This window comes from Mycobacterium sp. (genome assembly GCF_049585075.1).
Taxonomy (GTDB): domain Bacteria; phylum Actinomycetota; class Actinomycetes; order Mycobacteriales; family Mycobacteriaceae; genus Mycobacterium.
Map to the genome: position 1 here is coordinate 1 of NZ_JBAUZA010000322.1, position 2,452 is coordinate 2,452.

The window sequence follows — 2,452 nt, forward strand, 5'->3', positions numbered from 1 at the left end:
ATCACCGCCACCCCCGCCGCGCTGACCGCGGCCAGCGCGGCCTTGCGTCGCCGCCACGCCAGCACTGCCGTCACCACCACCGTCGGCAACATCCACACCCAGTGGTGCGACCAGGACACCGGCGAAACCGTTAGCCCGAACAGCGCAACACAGATCACCGCCAGGGTCGGTTCGCCGGCGCGCAACACCCGTCGCGTCGCCCACACCGTCAGGGCCAGGACGAGCAGGCAGGCGGCCACCCAGGGCAGGAAGCGTTGGTGATCGTTGAGCCCCAGCCGCGCCAGCGCCCCGGCGATATTCTGGTTGGTGTTCAGGCTCGCCGCTCCGATCCGATCGGTCTTGCGGACGGTGTCACTCCAGTACTGCAAGGAGTCGCTCCAGGCCAGTGCAAACCCGGCCAGCGTGGCACCCACAAAGGACGCGATCGAGGCGAACATCGCGCGCTTATCGCGTCGCAGCAGGAAATACAGCAGGAACACCGCCGGGGTCAGTTTGAGCGCGATGCCCAGTCCCAGCAGCAGCCCACGCGGCCAAGGGGTACGGCGCGGCCCACAGTCGGCGATCACCAACGTCATCAGCACGACGTTGATCTGTCCGAAGGCGAAGTTCGACTTGATCGGCTCCAGCCAGATCGCTGCCGCCGCGACGATCAGCGCCGCCAACCACCAGCGTCGCCACCACGCCGGCCCGGGCACCGTCCGAGCAGCGCTCCACACGTCGAGCCGGGTCAGCACGATCATCGTGGAGACCAGCAGCAGCGCCAACGTGATCAGCGTGATCGTCACGCTGGCGGCCGGCAGACCCAACCACGCGAAGGGGCAAAACACGATCGCGGCGAGCGGCGGATAGGTGAACGGCAGGTTCAAGCCGATCGGCGTGTGAAATAGCGCACCATCGTTGTAGAGCGGACGGTTATCCAGCCATGCTTGGCCGCCCATCCGGTAGACGTCGATGTCGATGCGGTAGGGAAGGTGACCGACGAGCCGCCAGCCTGCGTAGCCCAGTGCGGCCAAGGCCACCAGCTGGAGTAACGCCCACCAGGCGTTTCGCCAGACACCCGGCCGCAGTGTGGCTTCCCGCCCGCGCAAACTGCCCACGTCGGGCGACTGCCGTGTACTCATATCGCTGAACAGCCTATCGGTGCGGGTGTGTCAATCGGTGCCGCGGAGGGCCGTTTTCGCGAAGTGGGCGTACCTTTTCTAAGGTGCTCCGTTGGTTCCAAGACGACATCGTCGGTCGCGGTCGACTGCCGTTGCTGTGCTGTCTGATCGCCTTCATCCTCACCTTTTTCGTGGCGCGCTCCGTGGTGCGCTCGATCCGCAGTCGCGCCGCAGCTGGCAGGCCGCCTCGGTGGTGGGAGCCACGCAATCTTCAGATCGGGACCAAGCACGTCCACCACGTGGTGGTCGGGGTGCTGCTGGTGATGGGTTCCGGGGTGGCGTTGGTGGCTCTATCGGTCACCGGAAATCAGCTCGAAGACACCGCGATCGCCATCGTCTTCGGCATCGGAGCCGCGCTGGTGCTCGATGAGTACGCGCTGATCCTGCACCTGTCCGACGTCTATTGGGAGGAAGACGGGCGGACGTCGGTCGACGCAGTGTTCGCCGCAGTGGCGGTCGGAGGACTGCTTGTGCTGGGACTGCACCCGTTTTTGTTCTTCGTCAGCCTGTGGCACGACACCACCAACTCCGTGCTGTTACGCGCCGGCGTGGTCTTCGCGATCGTGCTGACGTTGCCGCTGGCGGTGCTGGTCGTGCTCAAGGGCAAGGTGTGGACCGGCCTGATCGGCATGTTCTTCGTCCCGCTGCTTTTCATCGGGGCCGTCCGGCTCTCCCGCCCGCAAGCCCCTTGGGCCCGTTGGTTTTACATGAGCCAGCTGGACAAGATGTCGCGGGCGCTGCAACGTGAACGAACCCTGCGCCGCCCCGTTGTGCGGGCCAAGCTGTTGGTGCAGTACACGATCGCCGGTACGCCGCGCCGCGTCGATCACCGCGCGGTCGACGCGCTGCTGGACCGTGAAGTCCATCCGGCGCCACCGCCGGTCCACCCGCCGCAGCCCGTCGCCAGCAGTGCCGGCGTGACGTGACCGGCGCCTGGGCGTAAGCCTGATGTTGTTTCTCCCATACAGGCCGTCCCGGCCTGCATCGTCGGGTTGAAGCCGTGCGCTATTTCTACGACACAGAGTTCATCGATGACGGCCGCACCATCGAGCTGATCTCGATCGGGGTGGTCGCCGAGGACGGCCGCGAATACTACGCAATTTCTACCGAGTTCGACCCCGAGCGGGCCGGCAGCTGGGTGCGTGCCCACGTGCTGCCGAAACTACCGCCGCCGGCGTCGCAGCTGTGGCGCCCGCGGGCCAGGATCCGATCGGATCTGGAAGCGTGCTTCGCCGTCGACGGCGCTGAGCCGATCGAGCTGTGGGCCTGGGTCGGTGCCTACGACCATGTGG

2 protein-coding genes and 1 pseudogene are annotated in these 2,452 nt (G+C 66.3%); 2 read left to right on the forward strand and 1 reads right to left on the reverse strand.

Annotated elements, in window-relative coordinates:
- Positions 1–1,121 (reverse strand): glycosyltransferase 87 family protein (locus WB785_RS15350; RefSeq protein WP_424080183.1); only part of this gene is annotated, 1,121 nt, incomplete at its 3' end.
- Between the two features lie 83 nt (positions 1,122–1,204).
- Between WB785_RS15350 and WB785_RS15355 the strand changes: the two genes are divergently transcribed.
- Positions 1,205–2,086, forward strand: coding sequence for a hypothetical protein (locus WB785_RS15355; RefSeq protein WP_424080184.1), 882 nt, complete (start codon positions 1,205–1,207; stop codon positions 2,084–2,086).
- Positions 2,087–2,160: 74 nt separating this feature from the next.
- Positions 2,161–2,452, forward strand: a pseudogene (locus WB785_RS15360) (polyadenylate-specific 3'-exoribonuclease AS); the annotation flags it as partial.